The sequence below is a fragment of the Bacillus sp. FJAT-25509 genome (genome assembly GCF_001420605.1).
Classification (GTDB): domain Bacteria; phylum Bacillota; class Bacilli; order Bacillales; family Bacillaceae_G; genus Gottfriedia.
Genome location: NZ_LJIZ01000032.1, coordinates 37454 through 56013 on the forward strand (window position 1 = coordinate 37454; position 18560 = coordinate 56013).

An 18560-nucleotide genomic window follows, 5' to 3' on the forward strand; every position below is an offset into this window, starting at 1 on the left:
TATTTTGAAGTTTAAGGGAAACGTTGAAACGAATATTAAGGATAAAGGAATTAATATTTACTAAAACTATACAATTCGAACCATATGAATGAATAAATTCAACCGTATAATTAAATTCATTAATTAAATACGAATAATATCATTGACTAAATAATAGATTGAATTTATATTTAATTTTAAATATTCAAATAATTAGGGGTGCTTAAATGGGAAATGCATTAGTGTTTCAGTCAGATTTTGGATTACTAGATGGAGCAGTTAGCGCTATGTATGGTGTTTCTTGTAATGTAAATCAAGATATAAAGATTTACGACTTGACCCATGATATACCTCAATACAATATTTGGGAAGCTTCATATAGACTTGTACAAACAATGAATTACTGGCCAGTTGGAACAGTATTTGTTTCAGTTGTAGACCCAGGTGTAGGGTCAGATCGTAGAAGCATAGTGGCTCGCACAAATACGAATCACTTCATTATTACACCTGATAACGGAACATTAACACATGTTGGCAAAATATATGGGATCAACCAATTAAGAGTCATTGACGAAGAAATTAATAGACTTCCAAATTCAAGTGAATCTTATACTTTCCATGGAAGAGATATATTTGCTTATACAGGTGCAAGATTAGCTTCTGGAATAATCGACTTCGAAAATATTGGTCCAGAAGTAGATTCAAATTCATACATACAATTACCTATTAAAGAATGCCATAGTGAAAACAATTCGATAACAGGAACAATTGATATACTTGATGTTCGTTATGGTAGTATTTGGACGAATATTGGTCGATCAGATTTTCTCAAACAAGGCGTTTCTCATGGGGACTTTGTCGAAGTGCTAATTACATACCAAGGAAGAAAAGTATACAAACAAGCCGTAAAATATGGAAAATCATTTGCTGATGTAGCAATTGGAGAACCAATTTTATATGCAAACAGTCTGGATCAAATGGCAGTTGCTGTAAATCAAGGTTCGTTTACTGATGAATACGGAATTGATACCGGGATCGAATGGGAAATAACACTTATAAGCAAGTAGGAAAAGCTTAAGAGTATCAAATATATAGGGCTAGTAGAAAAGAGCTAATTTTAGTAATTTTTCAATTGAATTTTAACTTAGAAGTTTACTTATATTTAAGTGGGCTTCTCTTTTTGTTGTGAATTTTAATCGGAAAATTGGAACTTTCGAAGTAGAATTTATAAGTTTACGTGAAATGTTTCACGTGAAAAACATTTTTGACTCTATTAAATTTCTTATATTTAGGGGATTTGTTTAATTAAAAGTAAAATTTAAGTGAACGTTTTCACAAATTATTCACAGACAATGGTATTTTTCTTTACTATAATTGGCCTTAACTTCAAGATAGATGTTTAGTTCTTTTTTGAAATATCTTTAATGAAGAATTTTATTTAAGGGGTTTTGATTAAATGAAGGTTTCAAAAATTGTAGCAATTGGTGTAGTAAGTTTTTCAACACTCGTAGGAGCGGCAAACACTTCCTTTGCAGCTGTCGCGTCTCAAGCAAATTCAAAAGCAGCTATTAATTTTACAGAAGGTTCTGGTCCAGTAACTCCAGTAGATCCAACTGACCCAGCAACTCCATTAGAGCCAATTGGACCTACTGATCCAACAGATCCTCCTACAGGTGAGACAGGTTCGTTAACATTGGACTTTGTTTCTTCAGTTCAATTTGGTTCGAAAGAAGTTTCAAGTAGTGATCAGGTTTATTCTTCTACATCTAAAAAGCCTTTTATCCAAGTTTCTGATCGACGAGGTACTGGTGCAGGGTGGGAAGTGACAGCTAAAGCTAGTAAATTTACAAACGGTGCAAGTGAATCACTACCTGGAGCGGTTCTTACATTTAAAAATGGATCAGTTGTAACACCAGGAAGTGGAACTGGCCCAACGCCTGCTCAAACGATTACATTAAATACAGATGGATTAACTGAATCATCAGTTGTTACTGCTGAAGCAGGTACGGGACTTGGTACTTGGTTAACTAGATGGTTAGGCCCAAATCCAGATGTTAATGATGGTGCAGTAAATAATAATGTTACTTTAAAAATTCCTGGTGGAACAGCAACAGTAGGTAATCATGAAGCAATTGTTACTTGGACACTAGTCGATGCTCCTGGAGTATAATTAAATCTACATAAAAAAGTTAATTGATTTTTAGCCTGATTAGAGTACTTTCTATCAGGCTTTTTATATTTTTCTACTAAAAAATTCTGTATAATTTAAACTGTCGTTAAGGACAGCTTAGAAACTAAAGGTGGAGATTTTATTGGAATCATATTCTAAATTAGCAAGTAGATCAAGTAGGTTATTAGCAATATTGGTTGATGGATTTATAAGTTTTCTTTTTATTTTTGCCATTTCTATTATTACTGGAATGACAAAGTTTTCAACATTTTTTGATCCTACTAGAGTAGACAAATTTGATATTTGGACTTCTCTACTATCCATTATTAGTGTCATTATATTTTATATTTTGATCCCTACATTTGTTTGGAAAGGGCAAACATTAGGAAAGCGTTGGTTAAATATTGTAATCGTTAAGAACGATGATCAGGAAGTAAATTTAAAGACGATGTTTTTAAGAGAAATTTTTTTCGTTTTAGGATACATTAAAATACCATATTTTTCGTTAGTTGTAGGTTTTGTTGCATTTGTCGATCCTTTTTTCATTTTTTCTGCAGATCGCAAAACACTACATGATTTAATTGCTAAAACTAAAGTAATTGATGTATAAAAAAGAAAGCTCATTTCGAGCTTTCTTTTTTATTTTAAAATTTTCATCTGGCTTATATGGGCACGTGTTTCTTCAGTACCTAATTCATAAATCATTGCATAAGCTTGTTTTAAAAAATAGTCATATCCATCGTTGTTTTCTTGACTCCAATTTGTGATTGGAATGATGAAAGCAGTTTGAATACCTGCTGCTTCATCATAACTGTCAATCTGATGGAAAATTCTTTCGAGTCTATGTTTTTCATCAATTGTAGCATCGATTTCTAGCTCATAAGGTGCGTCCCCTTGATTCGGAACAATTGTTTTTGCTTGAACAGATACATAATATCTCCTTTTTTCCATAAAGATCTCCCTTTTACGTATTTTTGGTTATCATTTTTATTATCTTCACCGACCAGTGCTTTATTCAAAATTAATAATCAGCGCTAATAGCCCTAAAAAGGAATTTCATAAATAATATTGAAATATAAATTTGATATTAAGATAATTTAGGTATGGATAAGGGGGGGAATTTATGAAGGGACTATATCGAGAATTTTTTCTTCATTTCGATATTATTGTGATGGGGGTACTTTTTTTAATTGGGATTATTTATAGTATAGGATTTCATTTTTCTTGGTTTACTGTCTTAATTTTCATTATAGGAATAATCTTTTTTATGTTTAGTGAGTATGTAACTCATCGTTTTATTTTCCACATTAAGGCACCAAAAAATAAACTATTTCTTAAATTTATGAAAAGAATTCATTATGATCATCATACGTATCCAGATGATTTGAAATTGTTATTTTTACCGATATGGTACAGCATTCCGAATTTAGGATCACTTTGTATCATTTATTTTTTGATATCTAGAAATCTAATTCAAACGATCGCATTTGGCTCAGGTTTAGTTTTTATGTTACTAGTGTACGAATGGAAGCATTATGTAGCTCATAGGCCAATTAAACCATTAACAAAAGTAGGGCGACAGATTAAGAAGCTACATATCCTGCATCATTTTAAAAATGAAAACTTTTGGTATGGCGTATCGACACCTATTTTTGATGGGATCTTTGGTACGTTGAAGGATGAGAAGGAAGTAGTAACAAGTAATACCGCGAAAGCCTTAGAAGAAAGAATGTAAGCAGAAAGTAAAAGAGTTATCTTGGAGGAATAATGTTTTACTTATTTTCTTTTTTAATTGGTGGTTGTTACGGCATTATTGCTGGTTGTACGTTTTATATAATTAAAATGATTAAGGAAAATGCCTAGTGTTTACGCTAGGTTTTTTTTGTCGGTTTTAGCACCTTTTATTTATGAAACAGCCTATTTTAATGAACTTTTACTAAAAAATTAATATTTTATTAAAATTGAAAAAAGGGTAAATATTTGATTGGATGGCCTACTATACTGAAAATAAGGGGGAATGATTGTGTCATTGGATCGAACTCAATTAGAAAATGTTTTAAGACAGATAAAAGAAAAGAGAAATTCAAATGACTAAACTAAATTACAAAAAAATTATGCTCTTAGGATTTGGATTTTTTGCAATCAGTCTTACTTGGTCAGTCTATAATGCTTTTATGCCAAAACTTTTAAGTGATTATATAAAGTCATCTGCTTTAATCGGATTTATTATGACGTTTGATAATTATTTTGCATTATTTTTACAACCTGCCGTTGGAATGTATAGTGATCGTTTAGATACACGATTTGGTAGAAGAATGCCATTTCTAATGATCGGTATGCCTCTTGCAGCAATATTTACCTTTTTAATTCCAGTGCATAAAACACTTTTTATGTTAATCTTTTTTATTGTGTTTATGAATTTAAGTATGAGTATTTTCCGTTCTCCAGTTATAGCACTTATGCCTGATTTAACAAGAGTTGAACAAAGAAGTAAAGCGAATAGCGTCATTAATTTTATGGGTGGAATTGGTGCCTTAATTGCATTCTTTATTGGTTCAATTTTGTGGGATCTAAATAAAGGATTTCCTTTTTACTTAGCAGGATTTTTAATGTTAGTTAGTTTTCTAATTCTTTTTTTCTTTATTAGAGAAAAAAGAGATGTTCTAAATTATGAGCAAGCTGAAGAAAAGGTGAAATTAAGAGAAGGTTTCCGTTCAGCCATTCAGAATAAAAGTGTATTATTTCTATTATTAGCAATTCTGAGTTGGTTCACGGGATTTAATGGAATTGAGACCTTTTTTACACGTTATGGAGAAGTTTATTTAGGGGTAAAGGTTAGTGCAGCGGCATTTTCATTTGCTTTCATCTCATTAGCATTTTTAATCTTTGCAATTCCTGCTGGGTTCATTGGAACAAAAATTGGTAAGAAACGTAGCATATTAATTGGTATATTTGGAATCATGATTGGGTTTATTGTTTTATTTTTCTTAAAGGATTTATTATACATTCGAATAGTCTTTTTGGTTATGGGATGTTTTTGGGCATTAGTGAACATTAATTCATATCCTTTTTTAGCTGAGATGGCACCGATTGGGTTTATTGGAACTTTCACAGGTTTATATTATTTATTCTCATCGATTGCCAATATTATTTCACCCCCATTTTTAGGTGCAATTATGGATCTAATTGGATTCAAATTCATGTTCTTGTATGGTTTTTTCTTTATTACAGTATCATTCTTTATGATGCTTAAAGTAAAAGACAATCATAAAACAGTCGAAAAAAATTCAAATGCATCTATTTAAATTTGATGCTTTGAATTTTTTTTAATAGTTATTAAATCGTTTCACATAATTAAAATTAAAAAACAAATAATAATGAATGCTGATATTTCAGTGTCTTTAAAAGAGTAATTTTGAAAAAAACAAAAGTTAGGAGCACTACAAAATGACAACTAATATCAATAAATTGATTGATCATACAGTTTTAAAACCTGAAACAACTAAATCTCAAATTGAAAAATTATGTCAAGAAGCAAAAGAACATAATTTTGCTTCGGTTTGTGTGAATCCAACTTGGGTCAGTCATTGTGCAAGTTTGTTAAAGGGCTCTGAAGTTTTGGTTTGTACTGTTATTGGATTTCCTTTAGGCGCGAATACAAAAGAAACAAAAGCGTTTGAAACTAAGAATGCAATTGAAAATGGAGCCGGGGAAGTAGATATGGTGATTAATATCGGAGCTTTAAAAGATAAGGACTATGATACTGTTGAACAAGATATAGCAGCAGTTGTAAATGCAGCAAAAGATAAAGCGTTAGTAAAAGTAATTATCGAAACAAGTCTGTTAACGAATGAAGAAAAAGAAATGGCTTCTAAGCTTTCTGTAAAAGCCGGAGCAGATTTCGTTAAAACATCTACAGGATTTTCAACTGGTGGTGCAACTGTAGAGGATGTAGCATTAATGAGAAAAACAGTTGGACCTGATATTGGAGTTAAAGCATCAGGAGGAGTACGCGATCTAGCAAGTGTAAATGAAATGGTTAAAGCTGGGGCAACTCGAATTGGTACAAGTAATGGAATCACGATTGTCCAAGGAAACGTAGCGACAGAAGGCTATTGATTCCTTTTAATGGTAAAGGGTGTTAAGTTTCAAACTTGACATTTACCTGTTGACCTATCAATAGTTTATGTATTATAATCGTAAAAGACATGTGGAAAAGGGTTTCTTTTTTTACAGTGTTTTATTGATTGTAAGTGGTAGCTTGGAGGGAGGGAAAAGTAAGATGTCTAAAACAGTCGTTCGTAAAAACGAATCTTTAGAAGATGCTCTTCGTCGTTTTAAACGTTCAGTTTCTAAAACTGGTACGCTACAAGAAGCAAGAAAACGCGAATTTTATGAAAAGCCAAGTGTAAAACGTAAGAAAAAATCAGAGGCAGCGAGAAAACGTAAATTCTAAGAGAGGGTGTTACTATGAGTCTTCTCGAACGTTTGAATTCAGATATGAAACAAGCGATGAAGGAAAAAAACAAAGACAAGTTAGCAGTTATTCGAATGGTGAAAGCGTCATTACAAAATGAAGTAATTAGCTTAGGGAATAATGTGACATTGTCAGCTGATCAAGAGTTAACAATTTTAACTCGTGAAGTGAAACAACGTAAAGACTCCCTCCTGGAATTCGAAAAAGCTGGTCGTCAAGACCTTGTGGATAAATTAAAGCAAGAGTTACTGATTCTAAACGAATACTTGCCTCAACAATTATCTGAAGAGGAACTTCTTGAAATTGTACGTGCTACAATTTCAGAAGTCGGTGCTACATCAAAAGCTGACATGGGGAAAGTTATGAGTGCAGTTATGCCTAAAGTAAAAGGACAAGCTGATGGCTCTTCTGTGAATAAAGCTGTAGCAAGTCTGTTAAAATAAACGTCTATTTTTAGACGTTTATTTTTTTTTTTTGTTTTTGGGATGAATGGCTGTATATGGAATTGCGATTGTTAAAGAGTGTGCAAATAAAATGATTGAAACTGCAATTAAATTCCTTGGAAGTGCAAATAAAATCTTCGAAAGTACAATTAATATCTTCGAAAGTACAATTAATATCTTCGAAACTGCAAATAAAAAAATCAAAACTGCAATTAACTCCTTAAAAATGATTGCTTCACTCGAATAAATCACATTAGTTTGCTGACTTTTTACGATAACAATACCGTTCACTAAAAAAAACTTAATTTCTTATAAAACTGTTAAGTATTCTCCTCCACCAGCCTACATCTGCACCATTTTCAGTCTTGGTGTAAACTTTATCCTTTAATTGCGCTCCACACATATCCAGTTAGTGTGTCCTGAACTAGTTTAAGATCCTGCACTTAACCAATTTGATTTGAAAGTAAATTTAATTGAAATTTGCATAATCCAGTTTGGAGAAAACGCAACCGAGAATAGCTATTTGCTCTCGTTTTTTTGCAATATAAATTAATGGAAAAAATATTAATTTTTTAGTCTAAATTTAACTAAGTGTGTGATTTATATCACATATAGAATTAATTTTATTCGGTATGATGAATTTAGATGAACAATGCATTTGTTTATCATCCACTTGTAAAGGAGAGATGGGAATAATGACACCGTTCGGGGATTTACACAATGATTTAGGTGGAATAGCATTTGCTTTAGGTTGGTTAATAATAGTCGTACCATTCGCGTTTACATTAATCTTTATTACGAAAGAGATGGCAATAGGTGACGAAGAACGATTACAAGATGAGATTAAACAAGGGGTTCATGATTATGCTAGAACAAATAAAGAACTATTCATAACAGAAACATATGATACACCACAAATTGATACATCTATGACTAAAAGGCCGTTACCAATTAAGTTGTTAGGTATTATAGTAAGTGTACTCATCACCTATGTTACAGTCAAAGGGATTTACGGTGATGGGAATAGTGATCTAACTTCAATAGGTCTTGTAGTAATGTGGAGTCTATTCTTTCTCACACAAGGGGTTCTTTGGTGGGTTACTACTTCACAAGGAAAACAAGATGTTTATCAAGATGTTACAATCCAAAGAAGAATGTAAAAACGTAAATAAAATATTTCAACCGAGAATAGTATTTGTTCTCGGTTTTATTTTTGTATCAAAAGATTTGGCTGTAACTTCAATGCTATAACTAAAAAATTAACTTCTTAATCATTTGGTTTGTTATCCGCACCCCATCTAGACGCCAGTACCCATAAATCTCAATTTCCTCACTAAAATTTAAAATCAATAAACCCTACTTTTATAAAATCCAAATATTCATCTTAAATTTCCATTGCCTTTTTCTTTTTATATCATACCTTCTCAGAAATCATCATAAATATGATATGAAAGGGGGAGGAGTCTATCTTGAAAAGATTAGCGCATAATTTAAAAACATGGATGTCAAGTAAGATGGACTTACCACCAGATGTACTATTGGAATTGCCACGTATTACGATGTTAGGTCAACTACATATTTATATTGAAAACCATAGAGGGTTACTTGTGTACTCAGACAATGAATTGCGTTTGTTAATGAAGCAGGGGCAGTTGTTGATTAAAGGGAAAGATTTTGTTTTGAAGACGATGTTGCCTGAGGAGATTTTGTTGGAAGGCGAAATTGAGCATGTGTATTTTATTAATGAATAGCATCTAGAACTTACACCATGATCAGTCTAATGACATGGGGGATTAGGATGAAAAACCAATGGACTTCAAATCTTACAGGGATGGTTCAAGTAAAAGTGATTGGGCTTGGACCAGAACGTTTTTTAAATGAGTGTATGCGTAAGGGGATTCCACTTCGTGATGTGAAGAAAAGTGGAACAAATTCGATTACGTTTACAATTGAGTTGAAAGATTATAAACGGATCAAGAATATTCCTCGGAAAAAAGAATATAAAGTATATTTTATTGGCCGGAAGGGGCTTCCTTTTGAAGTTAGACGAGCTTGGAAGTATTTTGGATTTGTTATGGGTGTTGTTGGCTTTTTATTAGTTTTGTTTTTACTTTCAAATATGGTTTGGAGAATTGATATAAAAGGTGCTTCACCTGAAGTTGAGTATAAACTTCGGAAAGATTTAACTGCGATGGGTGTTAAGACTGGCGCATCTCAATTTACTTTACCTAGAATGCAAACGATCCAGAAAAAGCTACAAGATGAGAATCCAACATTAACCTGGATTGGTGTACAATTAAATGGGACTACCTTTCATTTTGAGGTGGTTGAAAAGCACATACCTAAACCTGAGAAGGCATTAAGTCCACGTCATATTATTGCAAGTGAAGAAGCTGTTATTTCAAGCATGTTTGTTGAAAAAGGGAAACCTCTTGTAGTAAAGAATGATTTTGTGAAAAAAGGTCAAATATTAGTATCTGGAATAATCGGTACGGAAGAACATCCTATTTTAGTACCAGCTGTTGGCAAAATCATGGGAGAAGTTTGGCGAGAGGAAATTATTAGTGTCCCTTTAGATACTCCTTTTACGGTGCTTACAGGAGAAAGAAAAACTAGTTATTATATCGGAACAAAGGAAAATAAAATAAAATTTTGGGGATTTGATAAGAATAAATATAAGTCTTTTGAAGATGAAAGTAGTTCGTATCAATTTAAATTTATAAAATGGAAATTGCCGATTTTTTTTAGTAAAAAAACAATTCTGGAAAGTGAAAAATATGTTAGAACATACTCTAAAGTGCAGGCTGCACAACTTGGAAAAGAAATTGGGAAGAAGGAATTAATGAAAAAGTTAAGTCCGGATGCCAAGATTTTACAAGAAAAAGTTTTGCACGAGTCAATAGACAATGGTAAAGTTAATTTAAGAATGTATTATAAAGTTTTAGAAGATATCACAAAAACGAAAACTATTGTTCAAGGGGACTAAAGTAATGCCAGAACAACTACTAACGATTAATCAACAACTAGAGGATCCAAACGAAGCAATTGCCTTATTTGGTACAAACGATAAGCATCTAGAAATAATTGAGAATTTGCTTGATGTTAAGATTGTGTCACGTGGTCAATCTGTACAAGTTTCAGGTACGAATGAAGATGTGAAAACTGTTGAGCAAATCATTCAAGCTCTTTTAGAGGTTATTCGAAATGGAGTGAGTATTACATCGAGGGATGTTACATACTCAATTCAGATGGCTAAAGAAGGAAGGCTGTCATCATTTGCTAGGTTGTATGACGAAGAAATTATTAAGAATTCAAAAGGAAAACCAATTCGAGTTAAGACTTTTGGACAAAGACATTATCTTCGTGCAATTCAATCAAATGATTTAGTATTTGGAATTGGACCTGCTGGTACAGGTAAAACATATCTTGCAGTTGTCATGGCTGTTCAAGCATTAAAAAATAATAAAGTAAGTAAAATTATTTTAACAAGACCTGCTGTGGAAGCTGGAGAAAGTTTAGGATTTTTACCAGGAGATTTAAAGGAAAAGGTTGACCCATATTTAAGACCACTGTATGATGCTCTACACGATGTTTTAGGGCAAGAGCATACTGTGCGTTTAATTGAACGAGGAACAATTGAAATTGCACCTTTAGCTTATATGAGGGGACGTACTTTAGAAGATGCCTTTGTCATTTTGGATGAAGCTCAAAATACGACAATGGCTCAAATGAAGATGTTTTTGACCCGTTTAGGATTTGGCTCTAAAATGGTTATTACAGGTGACCCTTCACAAATTGATTTACCTAAAGGAGTAAAGTCGGGTTTAGTATCAGCTCAACATACACTTAAAGGTGTAGAGGGCATTGGTATGACGATCTTGGAACAAACTGACGTAGTACGTCACCCACTTGTACAAAAGATTATTCAAGCTTATGATTTAGCAAAAGAATGATTCGTAGTGACCCTACATTGATAGGGTCATTTCGTATTTTTATGATGAGGTGCATTTCTAGAAAGGGGAAACAATGAATAGTTTGCAAGCTTTAATCCAGCGTTTTAAGAATCAAACTCTTGTCATATTACTATGTACCATTGCATTCAGCTTATTAAGTTTTCTTCTTTTAGTTAGTCATGTTAGACCGGTAAAATACGACATTCAGCTATTATCAATTGCTGATGATAATATTTATTCACCTATCACGATTGAGGATAAAGGAGCTACAGCTAAAAAGCGACAAGAGGCTGAATCAAGAGTTGAGGATGTATATAAATACGAGGAAAGTTATACACAAAAGCGTATTGACATAGTAAATTCAATTTTTGATATTGTAACAGAAGTGAAAAACAAAAATGCAAAGAGTGATAATCCTACAGGACAAGCATTAATTGATAAAGAAACAAGTGATGTAAAGAAAAAACTGCCTGACGACATTCGTAAAAACTTAGAAGATAGTGTATTTAGTACTTTAGTTAAATCGTCAGATGAACAGTTAAATATTACTAAAGCTTCGTTAAATACAGCTATTAATAATGTTATGTCTGAGGAAATTACTACGAGCCAAATCGAAGAATCTCGTGGAAAGCTGCGAAATGAATTATCATATGTAAGCGTTAATCCTTCACTAAAGGATGCGATGATCTCAATTGGCGATTTTGCTATTGTTCCAAACTACTTTTATGATGTCGAAGCGACAAAAGAGAGAAGACGTCTAGAAAGTGAAAGTGTAGATAGTGTCTATATTTTACAAGGACAAGTCTTAGTAAAAGCCGGAGAAACAATTACAAAGGAAAAATATGATCAATTAAAATTAGTTGGTTTAATAAAAAACAAACAGTCGATTCAACCGTATATTGGATTAATTTTATTAATTGGAGTATTGGCGTACTTCGTATTGAAGCAAACGGCAACTTTAAAAGATAAAGGGAATATATACATCGTTACATACTATAGCATTGTAATTTTTACAATCTTAATTTTGAAAATTGTAAGCTTGTTTCAAAAAGTTGAGTTTTCTGGCCTTGTATATGTAGCTCCAGTTGCGATTGGGACTTTGTTAATAAAGTTTTTATTAGGTAATCGATATTTAATGGTTTCGTCGATTATTTTCTCTATTTGCGGTAGTTTAATGTTTAATGAAGATGTAAATGGCGCAATTAATTACTCGACTGGAATCTATATTTTATTTAGTTCAATCGCCGTTTTATTTTTAAATGAGGTTAAAAATAAGCGTTCAATGATTCTCCATGCTGGATTTTTAATTTCGCTTGTTAATATTGCTACTCTGTTTTCTTTGATTTTAATTCGGAATGGTCAATATTCATCTGTAGAAATTGGGATTTATTTATTAATGGGACTTACTTCTGGAGTTTTATCAAGTGTCATTACGATGGGGATTTTACCTTTTGTAGAAGATTCGTTTGGGATGGTGTCCTCATTTAAACTTGTTGAGTTGGGTAGTCCAAATCATCCTTTATTAAGAAAAATTTTATTAGAGGCTCCGGGTACATATCATCATAGTATAATGGTTGCAAATTTAGCTGAAGGTGCTTGTGAAGCGATCGGTGCAAATGGTTTGTTAGCTAGAGTTGGAGCATATTATCATGATATAGGTAAAACGAATAATCCAGGATTCTTTATAGAAAATCAAATGGGTGTTCATAATCCCCATGATCGTATTAAACCGATTCAAAGTAAAGATATCATTTTAAGGCATGTAAGTGATGGTGTAACAATACTAAAAAAATATAATTTGCCAAAAGATATTATTGATATTGCAGCAGAGCATCACGGTACAACTTTATTAAAGTATTTTTATTACAAAGAAAAAGAGACGAATCCTGATGTTAAAGAAATTGATTTTAGATATCCTGGTCCAAAGGCTCATTCAAAGGAATCAGCAATTGTAGGAATTGCTGATAGTGTTGAAGCGGCAGTTCGTTCGTTAAAAGACCCTGATATGGAAAAAATCGAGGTATTAGTTTCTTCGATTATGCATGATCGCTTGAATGATGGTCAGTTTGCAATGTGTGAATTAAATTTAAAAGAATTATATATTGTTGAGAAATCATTGTGTGAGACTTTAAAAGGAACTTTCCATTCAAGAATACAGTATCCAGATGAAAGATAAGGTGAAATAATGGTTCAATTAGAAATAGATTTTATAGATGAAACAAATGAAGTGACTAACGAACAGCAATCTGATATAAAGGGTTTACTAGAGTGTGCACTTGAATATGAGGGTGTAACTGGTGAAGTTGAAATTGCAGTTTCATTTGTAGATGATGAAAGAATTCATGAAATTAATAAAGAGTATCGAGAGAAAGATCGTGCTACTGATGTAATTTCATTTCCAATGGAAGAATTAGGGGAAGGAGAAATTGAAATCATTGGTGTGGACTTACCGCGTACTTTAGGTGATATTGTCATTTCAATTCCTACTACTAAGAGACAAGCTGAGGAGTATGGTCATTCGTTCCGCCGTGAATTAGGTTTTTTAGCAGTGCACGGATGTTTACATTTACTAGGTTATGATCATATGAATGAAGCCGATGAGAAAGTGATGTTTACAAAACAAAAGGAAATATTAGAAAAATATGGCCTTGAAAGACTTTAAAAAAAGAGCGACATTATTTAGATCTTTTGGTTTTGCATTTAGTGGTATTTTTAAAGTCATTAAAGAAGAAAGAAATATAAAAATCCATTTATTTGCAGCCCTTATTTCAATCGGCCTTGCATTTTATTTACATATTAGTCGAATAGATTGGTTAATTCTTCTACTTATTATTACAATGGTCATTTCGCTAGAGCTTGTAAATTCTTCAATTGAAGCAGTTGTAGATTTAGCATCACCTAATAAACATCCTTTAGCAAAAAAAGCGAAGGATGTGGCAGCTGGTGCAGTGTTAGTCGCTGCAATTGTTTCAATCATTATAGGTGCTTTGCTATTTTTTCCGTATTTTACTATACTACGTTAATAAGACCCCACTTTTTTTGTTCGGGCTTATAATAGGAGGCTACATAAATGGATAAACAACAACTTATAAATGAAGCGATAAAAGCTAGAGTAAATGCATATGTACCATATTCGAAATTTCAAGTTGGTGCAGCATTACTTACTAAGGATGGTCAAGTTATTCGTGGTTGTAATATAGAAAATGCATCATATGGTCTAACGAATTGTGCAGAACGTACTGCATTATTCAAAGCGTATTCAGAAGGCATTACGGAGTTTACAGCAGTGGCAGTAGTCGCTGATACCGAGGGACCTGTTGCGCCTTGCGGGGCATGCCGTCAAGTTTTATTTGAACTTAGTGGTCCAGATACAATCGTATATTTAGCAAACTTAAATGGAGCAATCCAAGAAACATCAGTAAAAGAATTATTGCCAGGAGCATTTACATCGGAGGATTTGAATGAATAAAGAAAGTTATAAATCAGGTTTTGTCTCAATTATAGGTAGACCAAATGTAGGGAAAAGTACATTCCTAAATCGAGTAATTGGTCAAAAAATAGCTATAATGAGTGATAAGCCTCAAACAACTCGTAATAAAATTCAAGGCGTTTTTACGGAAGATGATGCACAAATTGTCTTTATCGATACGCCAGGAATCCATAAACCAAAACACAAACTTGGTGATTTTATGGTAAAGGTAGCTCAAGACTCAATTAAGGATGTTGACGCTACGTTATTTATGGTAAATGCCAATGAAGGATTTGGTCGTGGAGATGAATTCATTATTGAGAAGCTGCAAGGAAGTCGTAGTCCAGTTATTTTAGTTATTAATAAAATTGATACAATTCATCCTGAACAGTTATTTGATTTAATCAATAAATACAAAGATTTATACCAATTTGCTGAAATTGTTCCAATCTCAGCATTACAAGGGAATAATGTCGATCGCTTATTAAAAGTTATTAAAACTTATTTACCAGAAGGTCCGCAATATTACCCTGCAAATCAAGTAACAGATCATCCTGAAAGATTTATCATTTCAGAATTAATAAGAGAAAAAGTATTGCATTTGACTAGAGAAGAGGTTCCACATTCAATTGCTGTTATTATTGAGCAAATTGAAAGAAGACCAGAAGGAAATGCAATATACGTGAATGCAACAATTGTGGTTGAAAGATCTTCCCAAAAAGGTATTATTATCGGAAAGCAAGGTAGCATGTTAAAAGAGGTTGGCAAGCGTGCTCGTTTAGATATAGAAAACTTGCTTGATACAAAAGTATTCTTAGAGTTATGGGTTAAGGTTCAAAAAGATTGGCGTAATCGTATGTCTCAATTAAGAGATTTAGGTTTCCGTGAGGATGAGTATTAAAAGGCAAAAATTAAGCGATAGGGGCTTAGAATCAGGGGTCTAGTAATATTACCGTTATTTTAAAAAGCCCAACACACTTCTTTTGATTTTGCAAGCTTTTTATTTGTTATTTTAATAAATTTTATACACATGAAAATCGGGAGAGAAGGTCACATTATAAGTAAGCAGGGAAAGTAATTTGGCTATAGGTAATGAGCAATGAGTTGTAGCTATTCTTGAAAGGTGGTTTCTCAATGTTGAATTTTACCTGGGATGTCTTTTCTAAAACTGGAAATGTTGAGACGTATTTATTGTTTAAGCAGCTTGAACAGGAACATGTGGATCAGAAAAGTTACATTGATGAAGAAATAGCTGATATTGATTCCCTACATACTTAACCTTCATCCAATTGGATGGTGAGTTAAATGTTACAGCGTGTAGAAGGAATTGTATTACGGGCAAACGCTTATGGAGAATCAAATGTTATTATTACTCTTTTAACAAGAGAATTAGGTAAGATAGGAGTTGTGGCAAGAGGAGCGAAGAAGACGAATAGTCGACTTGCTTCTGTTACACAACTCTTTACATATGGGTCGTTTTTAATTCAAAAAGGATCTGGATTAGGTACATTAAGTCAAGGTGAACTGATTGATTCATATCGAGAATTAAGAAGTGATTTAGTTGCAACTGCGTACGCTTCGATTGTTGTAGAACTTACAGATAAAGCTGTAGAAGAGAAAAAAAATAATCCGTATTTATTTGAATTAGTCCTTCAATTACTACAGCACATGAATGAAGGTGCAGATGCTGAAGTTTTGACTTATTTATTTATGACGAAAATGATACCTGTGTTAGGATATCACCCATTTTTTGATCAATGCATAAATTGTAGACGTAGTGCAAATGAAAATATATTTGTAGCCTTTTCTGTTAAAGAAGGTGGGTTTTTATGTCAGCGTTGTAAACAGACCGATCCATATGCTTTTTCTGTTACTGAAAAGTCGGTTAAGCTAATGAGGTTATTTTATCATTTTGATGTAAATCGACTTGGTAAAATTGAGGTTAGTGAAGCAACTAAGAAAAACTTACAACAAATTTTATTTTCTTATTATGATGAATATAGTGGGATCTATTTAAAGTCACGTAAATTTTTAGAGCAATTGAAAAATATGGATAATTTTCTGAAAAATAATAAAAATTCAGAAACCTAAGGAAGGAAATAGGCTACCTATTTCCTTCTTTCTTTTTTAAATTGTAAAAATAGTATATAATATTTATTAGAGAGTATAACATATTGGATAGTTAGGGGTGAGGGAAATAGAACTGACAAAGCGACAAACTCAAATACTTGAAATAGTAAAAAGTAATGGACCAATTACAGGTGAACATATAGCTGATAAGCTAGCACTTACAAGAGCTACGCTTCGCCCGGATTTAGCTATTCTTACAATGACTGGTTTTTTAGAAGCAAGACCACGAGTAGGATATTATTACACAGGAAGAACAAGCGGTGCACAGGTCATTGACAGAATAAAAAAATTGACTGTAAAGGAATTTCAGGCGATTCCTGTTGTAGTGGATCGAAGTTCATCAGTATATGATGCGATCGTTACAATGTTTCTTGAGGATGTAGGAACGTTATTTGTTGTTGATCAAAATTCGGTTTTAACAGGAGTACTTTCGAGAAAAGACTTACTCCGTGCAAGTATAGGAAATAAAGATTTGCATACATTACCCGTAGATATTATCATGACGAGGATGCCAAACATTACAATTTGCTATAAAGATGATACAATTTATAATGTAGCTAAGAGTTTAATTGAAAAACAAATTGATGCTGTCCCTGTTGTTCGTGAAAGTGAGCATGGACTTGAGGTAATTGGTCGATTTACAAAAACAAATTTTACTCGTGCGATTGTAGACTTAATGAACAATGATATGTTTTAGTAAAGTTAAGAGGTGAACATATGGGCAATTCAATCGTTTATGTTGTATCAGATTCTGTTGGAGAAACAGCAGAGCATGTCGTAAAGGCGGCTATTAGTCAATTTCATCAAAAATTCGAGATTAGACGTGTACCATACGTTGAAGATAATGCAACATTAATTGAAATAGTTCAAGTAGCAAAAGAAAATAATGGTATTATTGTATTCACATTAGTAAAACCTGATATGAGAAAGAAATTATTAGAAGAAGCGCAAGGTGCTGGTGTAATTGTTTATGACTTAATCGGTCCATTAATCGATAAAATTTCAACGATTCATAAACTTGAACCTAGAAATGAACCAGGTGTAGTTCGCAAACTAGATGAGGATTATTTCCAACGTATAGAAGCAATTGAATTTGCGGTTAAATATGATGATGGAAGAGACCCAAGAGGTATTGAAAAAGCTGATATTGTCTTAATTGGTGTATCTAGAACATCAAAGACTCCTTTATCACAATATCTTGCTCATAAAGGATTTAAAGTTGCCAATGTGCCTTTAGTTCCAGAAGTAGATCCACCAGAACAACTACTTAAAGTTCCAAAAGAAAAGTGCATTGGGTTAATGATTTCTCCAGAAAAGTTAAACAATATTCGAAAAGAAAGATTAATTTCCTTAGGACTGCACGACGGAGCTAGTTATGCTAATATTTCAAGAATTGAAGAGGAACTAAAACATTTCAATAATGTTGTTAAACAAATTGGCTGTAAAGTTGTAGATGTTTCAAGTAAGGCAGTAGAAGAATCCGCTAATGTAATATTAAATTATTATTATCAAAATAAGCAGATAAGATAATTTTTTAGAAATTAAAAATGATGATTGATCTTTTTAGACTGACACATTAGAGTAATCTAATGTGTTTTCATCTTTTTAAAATAGGAATTTAAATAAATTAGGATCGTATGTAAAAGTTGAAATTCTTTAGTACTTATTGCTAGATTTCCTAATTAAAATAGATTATAATAAAAAATTGTATGAAATGAACTAATAATAGGTTTAACTTTTTATACTTACGAATAAACTATGAATATGTGCTTCCTAGTTTATTGAAGGATGGAAATAAAACTACATAAATCGATACATGTTTTGAAGGAATTACAAAAGACGTGTAGAAATTAATCATAAGCGATAAATAAATGGGTTAATGAAAACCAGAACTAGCAGTTGAATGCAATGCTTATGAACTACTGTTTAGCACTTCTTT

23 protein-coding genes are annotated in these 18560 nt (G+C 32.5%); 22 read left to right on the forward strand and 1 reads right to left on the reverse strand.

The features are described 5' to 3' along the window. Positions 1-206: 206 nt before the first annotated feature. From AN960_RS19110 to AN960_RS19120, 3 genes are all read left to right on the forward strand, one after another. The gene (locus AN960_RS19110; RefSeq protein ID WP_056474907.1) at positions 207-1046 is read left to right on the forward strand and encodes an SAM hydrolase/SAM-dependent halogenase family protein; all 840 of its coding nucleotides are present in this window, start codon (positions 207-209) and stop codon (positions 1044-1046) included. A gap of 389 nt (positions 1047-1435) precedes the next feature. Then, positions 1436-2149 (forward strand): WxL domain-containing protein, encoded by a 714-nt coding sequence (locus tag AN960_RS19115; RefSeq protein WP_056474909.1) that lies wholly within the window; start codon positions 1436-1438, stop codon positions 2147-2149. A gap of 142 nt (positions 2150-2291) precedes the next feature. Continuing rightward, complete coding sequence (locus tag AN960_RS19120) at positions 2292-2759, forward strand: RDD family protein (protein WP_056474912.1); 468 nt, start codon at positions 2292-2294, stop codon at positions 2757-2759. Positions 2760-2788: 29 nt separating this feature from the next. Here the strand turns inward: AN960_RS19120 and AN960_RS19125 are convergent, their stop codons facing one another. Further along, the gene (locus AN960_RS19125; protein ID WP_025568175.1) at positions 2789-3100 is read right to left on the reverse strand and encodes a hypothetical protein; all 312 of its coding nucleotides are present in this window, start codon (positions 3098-3100) and stop codon (positions 2789-2791) included. Positions 3101-3272: 172 nt separating this feature from the next. Here AN960_RS19125 and AN960_RS19130 point away from each other — a divergent pair, with 172 nt between their 5' ends. The 19 genes from AN960_RS19130 to AN960_RS19215 all read left to right on the forward strand — a co-directional run bounded on the left by AN960_RS19130 (position 3273) and on the right by AN960_RS19215 (position 18151). Then, positions 3273-3884: a sterol desaturase family protein gene (locus tag AN960_RS19130; RefSeq protein WP_056474915.1), complete on the forward strand. Its 612-nt coding sequence runs from the start codon at positions 3273-3275 to the stop codon at positions 3882-3884. A gap of 352 nt (positions 3885-4236) precedes the next feature. Beyond that, entirely contained in the window at positions 4237-5454 is a 1218-nt protein-coding gene (locus tag AN960_RS19135) for an SLC45 family MFS transporter (protein ID WP_056474916.1), read from the forward strand. A gap of 142 nt (positions 5455-5596) precedes the next feature. Next, complete coding sequence (gene deoC / locus AN960_RS19140; protein ID WP_056474917.1) at positions 5597-6268, forward strand: deoxyribose-phosphate aldolase; 672 nt, start codon at positions 5597-5599, stop codon at positions 6266-6268. 163 nt (positions 6269-6431) lie between these two features. Further along, the gene (gene rpsU / locus AN960_RS19145; RefSeq protein ID WP_003152957.1) at positions 6432-6605 is read left to right on the forward strand and encodes a 30S ribosomal protein S21; all 174 of its coding nucleotides are present in this window, start codon (positions 6432-6434) and stop codon (positions 6603-6605) included. A 14-nt stretch (positions 6606-6619) separates the two neighbouring features. Further along, entirely contained in the window at positions 6620-7069 is a 450-nt protein-coding gene (locus AN960_RS19150; RefSeq protein WP_056474918.1) for a GatB/YqeY domain-containing protein, read from the forward strand. A gap of 46 nt (positions 7070-7115) precedes the next feature. Next, positions 7116-7316: a hypothetical protein gene (locus AN960_RS19155; RefSeq protein WP_056474920.1), complete on the forward strand. Its 201-nt coding sequence runs from the start codon at positions 7116-7118 to the stop codon at positions 7314-7316. A gap of 448 nt (positions 7317-7764) precedes the next feature. Then, positions 7765-8229, forward strand: a complete 465-nt coding sequence (locus AN960_RS19160; protein WP_056474921.1) for a hypothetical protein — start codon at positions 7765-7767, stop codon at positions 8227-8229. 342 nt (positions 8230-8571) lie between these two features. Then, on the forward strand, positions 8572-8820 hold the full coding sequence (yqfC, locus tag AN960_RS19165) for a sporulation protein YqfC (RefSeq protein WP_088011443.1): 249 nt from the start codon (positions 8572-8574) through the stop codon (positions 8818-8820). A gap of 47 nt (positions 8821-8867) precedes the next feature. Further along, positions 8868-10055 (forward strand): sporulation protein YqfD, encoded by a 1188-nt coding sequence (yqfD, locus tag AN960_RS19170; RefSeq protein ID WP_056474926.1) that lies wholly within the window; start codon positions 8868-8870, stop codon positions 10053-10055. Positions 10056-10059: 4 nt separating this feature from the next. Then, a complete protein-coding gene (locus tag AN960_RS19175; RefSeq protein ID WP_056474929.1) occupies positions 10060-11022 on the forward strand; it encodes a PhoH family protein in 963 nt (320 codons plus the stop codon). A 73-nt stretch (positions 11023-11095) separates the two neighbouring features. Further along, positions 11096-13198: an HD family phosphohydrolase gene (locus AN960_RS19180; protein ID WP_056474932.1), complete on the forward strand. Its 2103-nt coding sequence runs from the start codon at positions 11096-11098 to the stop codon at positions 13196-13198. Positions 13199-13207: 9 nt separating this feature from the next. Continuing rightward, positions 13208-13684, forward strand: coding sequence for an rRNA maturation RNase YbeY (gene ybeY, locus AN960_RS19185; RefSeq protein ID WP_056474934.1), 477 nt, complete (start codon positions 13208-13210; stop codon positions 13682-13684). Continuing rightward, a complete protein-coding gene (locus AN960_RS19190; protein ID WP_056474936.1) occupies positions 13665-14045 on the forward strand; it encodes a diacylglycerol kinase family protein in 381 nt (126 codons plus the stop codon). Before ybeY ends, AN960_RS19190 begins: the two co-directional genes overlap by 20 nt. 47 nt (positions 14046-14092) lie before the next feature. Further along, positions 14093-14491, forward strand: coding sequence for a cytidine deaminase (locus AN960_RS19195; protein WP_025671606.1), 399 nt, complete (start codon positions 14093-14095; stop codon positions 14489-14491). After that, entirely contained in the window at positions 14484-15392 is a 909-nt protein-coding gene (gene era, locus AN960_RS19200) for a GTPase Era (RefSeq protein ID WP_056474939.1), read from the forward strand. The genes AN960_RS19195 and era overlap by 8 nt, the downstream gene beginning before the upstream one ends. A gap of 233 nt (positions 15393-15625) precedes the next feature. After that, positions 15626-15769, forward strand: coding sequence for a YqzL family protein (locus AN960_RS24135; RefSeq protein WP_069034173.1), 144 nt, complete (start codon positions 15626-15628; stop codon positions 15767-15769). Between the two features lie 27 nt (positions 15770-15796). Then, positions 15797-16582: a DNA repair protein RecO gene (recO, locus tag AN960_RS19205; RefSeq protein WP_056474940.1), complete on the forward strand. Its 786-nt coding sequence runs from the start codon at positions 15797-15799 to the stop codon at positions 16580-16582. A 97-nt stretch (positions 16583-16679) separates the two neighbouring features. Further along, on the forward strand, positions 16680-17318 hold the full coding sequence (ccpN, locus tag AN960_RS19210; protein ID WP_056474942.1) for a transcriptional regulator CcpN: 639 nt from the start codon (positions 16680-16682) through the stop codon (positions 17316-17318). A gap of 20 nt (positions 17319-17338) precedes the next feature. Continuing rightward, positions 17339-18151: a pyruvate, water dikinase regulatory protein gene (locus tag AN960_RS19215; protein WP_056474945.1), complete on the forward strand. Its 813-nt coding sequence runs from the start codon at positions 17339-17341 to the stop codon at positions 18149-18151. Positions 18152-18560: the final 409 nt, after the last annotated feature.

Bases quoted from the DNA above. Each gene is read 5' to 3' on its own strand.
- AN960_RS19110 (WP_056474907.1), top strand. From the start codon at position 207: ATGGGAAATGCATTAGTGTTTCAGTCAGATTTTGGATTACTAGATGGA.
- AN960_RS19115 (WP_056474909.1), top strand. From the start codon at position 1,436: ATGAAGGTTTCAAAAATTGTAGCAATTGGTGTAGTAAGTTTTTCAACA.
- AN960_RS19125 (WP_025568175.1), bottom strand. From the start codon at position 3,100: ATGGAAAAAAGGAGATATTATGTATCTGTTCAAGCAAAAACAATTGTT.
- AN960_RS19130 (WP_056474915.1), top strand. From the start codon at position 3,273: ATGAAGGGACTATATCGAGAATTTTTTCTTCATTTCGATATTATTGTG.
- AN960_RS19135 (WP_056474916.1), top strand. From the start codon at position 4,237: ATGACTAAACTAAATTACAAAAAAATTATGCTCTTAGGATTTGGATTT.
- deoC (WP_056474917.1), top strand. From the start codon at position 5,597: ATGACAACTAATATCAATAAATTGATTGATCATACAGTTTTAAAACCT.
- rpsU (WP_003152957.1), top strand. From the start codon at position 6,432: ATGTCTAAAACAGTCGTTCGTAAAAACGAATCTTTAGAAGATGCTCTT.
- AN960_RS19150 (WP_056474918.1), top strand. From the start codon at position 6,620: ATGAGTCTTCTCGAACGTTTGAATTCAGATATGAAACAAGCGATGAAG.
- AN960_RS19155 (WP_056474920.1), top strand. From the start codon at position 7,116: ATGGCTGTATATGGAATTGCGATTGTTAAAGAGTGTGCAAATAAAATG.
- AN960_RS19160 (WP_056474921.1), top strand. From the start codon at position 7,765: ATGACACCGTTCGGGGATTTACACAATGATTTAGGTGGAATAGCATTT.
- yqfC (WP_088011443.1), top strand. From the start codon at position 8,572: ATGTCAAGTAAGATGGACTTACCACCAGATGTACTATTGGAATTGCCA.
- yqfD (WP_056474926.1), top strand. From the start codon at position 8,868: ATGAAAAACCAATGGACTTCAAATCTTACAGGGATGGTTCAAGTAAAA.
- AN960_RS19175 (WP_056474929.1), top strand. From the start codon at position 10,060: ATGCCAGAACAACTACTAACGATTAATCAACAACTAGAGGATCCAAAC.
- AN960_RS19180 (WP_056474932.1), top strand. From the start codon at position 11,096: ATGAATAGTTTGCAAGCTTTAATCCAGCGTTTTAAGAATCAAACTCTT.
- ybeY (WP_056474934.1), top strand. From the start codon at position 13,208: ATGGTTCAATTAGAAATAGATTTTATAGATGAAACAAATGAAGTGACT.
- AN960_RS19190 (WP_056474936.1), top strand. From the start codon at position 13,665: ATGGCCTTGAAAGACTTTAAAAAAAGAGCGACATTATTTAGATCTTTT.
- AN960_RS19195 (WP_025671606.1), top strand. From the start codon at position 14,093: ATGGATAAACAACAACTTATAAATGAAGCGATAAAAGCTAGAGTAAAT.
- era (WP_056474939.1), top strand. From the start codon at position 14,484: ATGAATAAAGAAAGTTATAAATCAGGTTTTGTCTCAATTATAGGTAGA.
- AN960_RS24135 (WP_069034173.1), top strand. From the start codon at position 15,626: ATGTTGAATTTTACCTGGGATGTCTTTTCTAAAACTGGAAATGTTGAG.
- recO (WP_056474940.1), top strand. From the start codon at position 15,797: ATGTTACAGCGTGTAGAAGGAATTGTATTACGGGCAAACGCTTATGGA.
- AN960_RS19215 (WP_056474945.1), top strand. From the start codon at position 17,339: ATGGGCAATTCAATCGTTTATGTTGTATCAGATTCTGTTGGAGAAACA.